The 5,655-nt window shown below is 37.5% G+C and carries 4 protein-coding genes; 2 read left to right on the plus strand and 2 right to left on the minus strand.

Annotated elements, in window-relative coordinates:
• The first annotated feature begins 711 nt into the window (after nt 1-711).
• Nucleotides 712-945, plus strand: coding sequence for a helix-turn-helix transcriptional regulator (locus HRT50_RS17360; protein ID WP_291616834.1), 234 nt, complete (start codon nt 712-714; stop codon nt 943-945).
• A gap of 560 nt (nt 946-1,505) precedes the next feature.
• Nucleotides 1,506-2,348 carry a hypothetical protein gene (locus HRT50_RS17365; RefSeq protein WP_291616836.1) on the plus strand — a complete coding sequence of 281 codons (843 nt, stop codon included), beginning with the start codon at nt 1,506-1,508 and terminating at the stop codon, nt 2,346-2,348.
• A gap of 965 nt (nt 2,349-3,313) precedes the next feature.
• On the opposite strand, the gene HRT50_RS17370 is transcribed toward HRT50_RS17365, so the two are convergent.
• Together HRT50_RS17370 and HRT50_RS17375 are read right to left on the minus strand one after the other, a co-directional pair.
• Entirely contained in the window at nt 3,314-4,477 is a 1,164-nt protein-coding gene (locus HRT50_RS17370) for a lipase family protein (protein WP_291616838.1), read from the minus strand.
• A 34-nt stretch (nt 4,478-4,511) separates the two neighbouring features.
• Nucleotides 4,512-5,009 carry a DUF6795 domain-containing protein gene (locus HRT50_RS17375; RefSeq protein ID WP_291616840.1) on the minus strand — a complete coding sequence of 166 codons (498 nt, stop codon included), beginning with the start codon at nt 5,007-5,009 and terminating at the stop codon, nt 4,512-4,514.
• Nucleotides 5,010-5,655: the final 646 nt, after the last annotated feature.

A 5,655-nucleotide genomic window follows, 5' to 3' on the forward strand; every position in this document is an offset into this window, starting at 1 on the left:
AACAAACGATTACTAGCTTTTGGCCTTGTTACAGGTAAAACAAAACGAGAACGCCTACTTCTTATTACAAAATATATAATAGGTTGAAATAACAAGAGTTAGAATGGTTATCATGGCCGGCAATAGTTGATGCCAGCTTTGATGTACCTGATCAAATGACCTTGATAGGTATTGCAGGGCTAATTCAGAGGCATTTTCATTATAAAATTTGGCTGGCAAGCGCGTGATCCTTTCGCGTGGGTATTGTGAGACTGCTATCACTTCCATTCTGACACGAAGACATCCCACTATTATTGTCATTTATCAAAATATTGCACTAAAAACCAAACCATAAACACCCTATAAGTTAAAGTTTAGTGGTTTTAAGAGATTGGATTCCCGATCAGTAACTTCGGGAATGACGAAAGGTGTAACTTCCCGAATGACGGAGGGCATAACTCCGGAAATGACGAATATATTAAGAGGGCTGTCTGCTATTTTGGTCTAAATAAATCGATTTTACATTAAATAAAATGTCTCAAAAAAATAATGAAGTCATACCAGAAAACATCCCTGAATGGTGCATGGGCTGCTGGAAAAACTAAAAGATTATTAGTAAACGGTTGATGGATATCCCCGTAAGATTCAACATAGTATATTTAAACTACTTTAACTGGCGAGAATAATAAGTATCTGCTACTTTCTATGTACAATTAAGGAAAGGAGAAACCAATGGACCGTAGTGTTAAACTCAATTACATTAAATTAAAAGAATTACGTAAAAACTTAGGGTTAAGCCAAGAAAAACTTGCGTTATCCTGTCAAAAAAAATCTCTTTGTCTGTCGATTGCGACACTTAAACGCGCAGAATGTGGTCGTGCAGTTTTTTATCGAACTGCGGCCGAATTGGCCCGTTTCTATCAAATTTCTGTCACCGACATCATAATCTATGAGAACTCTATCTAATACCAATTTGATTAAATTTATTCCCAACTCAGAGCTATGTTCTATGTTCAATGTTCAATAACAAGGCGAATTTGTTTAGGTTTAGTCATTCTAAATCAAATAAATTTAACGCGGTTAGTGGCTATCGAAAAGCTCCTAAGGGCGAGTACCCAATAAAAAGCAAAGGCTTACACGCGACGTTATTGATTTTGACAAGGACGCTACATGGATGGTGTTCTTAGAGAATGCAGACGGTACAGGAAGTACCTTATTAGATAATTCAGGAGCAATTATCCTGAGCAGATTCTCCTGAATAACCATTATCTTCAATCAATGCCTTGCCTCTAAGCCTTTTAATTCTCGCAGGCTGTGAAAGAACTTTATCAACTTGCTATAAATAGCCATGTTAGCAATTAGACGAGGATGCTGAACTGATACCGAACTGATACTGTAATGATTATCATTTGCATTTATAATACAGAATCTTAATGAGCTAAAAAGCTTATTAAGATGCTGGCACTATAAACATAGTATTGCCCATAGAAAACTCATTATTTAATATTACAATTAAAGGAATATACATGACTAAGCAAGTTATTTTACCTGAAGTAAGTACTAATGCGCCTTCAATCACAATGAATGCAAATAATAAATTACTACTGAGTTGGACAGGTGTAGGTAATGACCAATTAAACTTTTTGACTAGTGAAAATGGACAGGATTTTGGACGTAAAGTGACCTTAGATGAAAGATCGACAGATACGCCTGCTGTTGCATTCCTTAATGGCCAATACTATGTTGCATGGACAGGCGTAGGCAACAACCAATTAAATTTATTACAATCAGACGATGGTGTGCAGTGGCGTAAAAAAGTAACACTAAAAGAAACATCCCATTCTGCTCCTGCTTTAGTAGCCGTTGCTAATACATTATATTTGTCATGGCGCGGTGTTGATAATAATCAATTAAATATAATTGAAAGTATTGACGGCGTATCATGGGCTAATAAAATAACCTTAGCAGAAACAACAACAAGTGCACCTGCATTAGGTACATTAGGATCGGTATTATTTGTTGGCTGGCGTGGTGTTGAAAATAACCAACTTAACGTAATACAACGTGAGGTAAGCTCTAACCAACCCTATGGTAAAAAAGTTACATTAATGGAAACAACAACAGCGAACCCTAACTTTACTTCGGTTAATAACCAACTAGTGCTTGCATGGCAAGGCGTTGGAAACCATCAACTAAATTCTATTTATAGTACCGATGGTCAAACATTTGAAGGAAAACAAACGGTTCAAGGGCAAACTAGCTACGGAGCTCCCGCGGTAGTTGACTTTAAAGGTGAACTTTTTTGGTCTTGGACAGGTACTAACCCTGAACATAATATAAATGTAGCACCCAATTCCGCTATTAATTAACTCTTTGACTAATAAAGGTAGTACTTAAAGCACCTTAGTTGAGTACTTGCCTAATAGGAATTAAATAACCATCGTCTAATGACGGTGGTTAAATATTTCAGACTGAGGGTTAACATTTTAGTTGTAGGGTCTGTTAATATAGCTTCCACTTTAGCAAAAAAGGTTAAGCTTTAGAATTAAAGAGGGTTAGGGTAAAATCAGCTCACTTACCACTCTCTCAACTGCTGTATTTCTTTCAATCGACACCTTTGCATCACCAATGCCTCAAACAAATCATCAACTGATGAGTTATCAGAACTTAAGCCCTATTATGCAATATATTTGGCATCACGCCCTGATCCTGCGCCAATATCTAAAATACGGGCATTAGGGTTTGCTATTATGGCGGGCAAGCGCGTGTTCCTTTCGCGTAGGTATTTTGAGTCTGCTATTACTTCCATTCTGACAAAAATAAAGTACACAATAATTGTAATTTATCAATAACTTGAATTAAAACCAAAACCATAAATCCCCTATAAATTAAAGTTTAGTGGTTTTAAGAGATTGGATTCCCGATCAGTAACTTCGGGAATGACGGAAGGTGTAACTACGGAACTGACGAGGGTGTTACCTCGGAAATGACGAATATATTAAGAGGGGTGGGCTGCTAATTTCCACATAAAAATTACAGGTCGAATTGTAGACATCCATACCTTAAAAACAATGCTAAAGGGCTCGGTGACAAAGCGTAATAATACTGATTTATCATCGTCCCCTCATCGTATTTACATTGAATTACCACCACAAGTGATAAAAAGCTAAAGCAGGAAAGAAAGTAAACAGAAAACCCGTGATATATTCAGCCATCGGATATTCTTTATCCCGATGGAATTTTATATCTGCCCTTTTAATGCCAACAATAAAAAAGCAGAGTAAAAAGAAAGAGCATAAACATTTTACTGCTAACACCATAGAGGAGATAAACCTTATAGTACCTTCATCAACGCTTTTTGTGTAGAAATCGTCATTTCCCTTTGTAAACGGTCAAGAATACTTCGTATAAAACTACGTGTTAGTTCAAGTTTATTCTCTGAGCGTTTCATGCCTAAGACCTGCATTATTCTTTGAATATATAACAAGACCCATTTTGATATGTTATCAGCCAAATTTATACTTTTTGCAAGAATGTAAGATAACTGGTCAATAAGTGTGACCACTCCGACACCCGCCCCAAGAAGGGCGGTATGCGCAGCGCCTAAACATTTTTTTAGAACAAAGACTAACGATTGCTCTAGCCAGCCCGCAACTGAAACGGTAAGGGAGTAGCTGCCTTTGCTTTCTAACCAACGGGCAATGCCGAAGTCTGTTTTTGTGTCTTCAACTTCACCTTTAATATCATCCCAAGTTCTTCTACCTATTGAATGAGAGTATGTTGGCATTAAATGATACGCAGTTGAAAAGTTAGTACCCGGCGAGCTCATGTAATAGTCGGTACCTGTGGATGGCACATGGGCATAAGGCCAAGGTAAAAATTTAGGCACGGGGTCGGTTTTATGAAAAACCCTATGCATTCTTTTACTGCCTAACTTTCCTGTGATGTTTTCAGCAAAACTTTCCAAACCAACTCGCGGGCTACCAAAAGTATAAAGGTAGGTACTTTTTTTGGTATCTAGCCAATTAGCGCATAATGTCGCTAAAGCGCCGCCTAAACTGTGTCCGATGCAGTGGATGGTATGAATGCCATGGCGAGGCTGCTGTATCACTTTCATGAAATCATTAATACGTGGTTTCATCGAATTAAAAGCGGTATGAAACCCGTCGTGTACTAAATGACCACTATCAGATCTTGAGGTATCAATGTTGCCATTCGTTAACCAATCCGCCAGGGTTTGTGTACCTCTAAATACGATAAAAGCTTGACCTTTTAAAGCGGTACTTTTACCGAGTAAGACAAAACCAAATCCTGTTGAGACTTTAAAGCCTGGCGGCCCTCCGGTTGTAGCTTTTAGTAAATTATCATCAGCAAAGGTGAAGCTGCCTTTATGAGAAATATTTAACGTTCGAAGCGCATTTTTTAGTGATGATTGCTTAGTTAACGCGTAAACGTCTTCTGCTAAGGCTGATGATAGTTGGGGGGATATTTCTGACATGTGAATGATCCTTATTCGTTGTTAGGGCTAAAGTTTATAAAAATTCTGGGATATATCTTTCCGGATCTGGTTCTACATCCCAGGTACATCGGCTAAAAATTATATTTCTATTAACTATAATTCCTTCCACATCAGGTTGGCTTAAATCACATTTAACGATTAAAGGCTTACCCCTTGACTCTGAGTTTTCTTCAGGAGATCTTTTTGTTCCGCTCCACATCTCAACTTCTTCATTGTTAACATGTGCTGTAATCTCTTGAAGAACAACAAACTCCATCGGTAAAATAACCCCGGCGTAATTGTTACGAAAAATAGCCGGAAAGTGGAAGTTTCCTTGCTCATCCGTGACCGTTTCGTCAAAAACGTCTTTATTGTAATTCACCATTCGCACAAGCTTTACGCCTGCGGCTGGTTTACCTTCAAAATTCACCACTCCGGTCATCGATGAAAATAAACATTGTTTTATACTCACGGCATATACTCCATATGAAAAAGTTAAAAAAATTAGGGTAATACATATTTTTTTTATCATATCGTCCTACTTGAATTCCTTGTGGGTCTGAAAGTTAACCTTCCAGGTTGTTAATACTCATAATAACTCGTATGCGAAAAATCCATTCTTATATTGATGACTTAAGTAATGTTTTAACATTCCAAGTTCCGCGACCGTAAAAATCAATATCAACAGCCTGACTTACCCTAATTGAGCAAAATTATTTTTACAAAAGCTTATTGATATATAAAATAAAGTAGAATACACCCATAGGTATTGCTGGGCTAATTTAGTGGTATTTTTATTATAATATTTGGCTGGCAAGCGCGTGATCCTTTCGCGTAGTATTTTGAGTCTGCTATTACTTCCATTTTGACACAACGACAATCACCTAATTATTGTTCTTTGTCAATAAGTTGTGCGAAAAACCAAAGCATAAACAGCCTATAAATTAAGGTTTAGTAACTTTTAGACAATGGATTCCCGATCAGTAACTTCGGGAATGACGAAGGGTGTAACCTCGGGAATGACGGAGGGCGTAACCTCGTAAATGACGAGGGTGCAACTTCGGGAATTTAAGATATGGAATGCAGAAAGCCTAATGATGTAGGCCCTTTTTGTTACTGGCTGATATAACAGTACTACTTATTACTTACCGTACAGAAACTGTGGAAAGTTACACTAC

This window comes from Colwellia sp. (assembly GCF_013215345.1).
In the GTDB taxonomy this organism is placed as follows: Bacteria; Pseudomonadota; Gammaproteobacteria; order Enterobacterales; family Alteromonadaceae; genus Colwellia.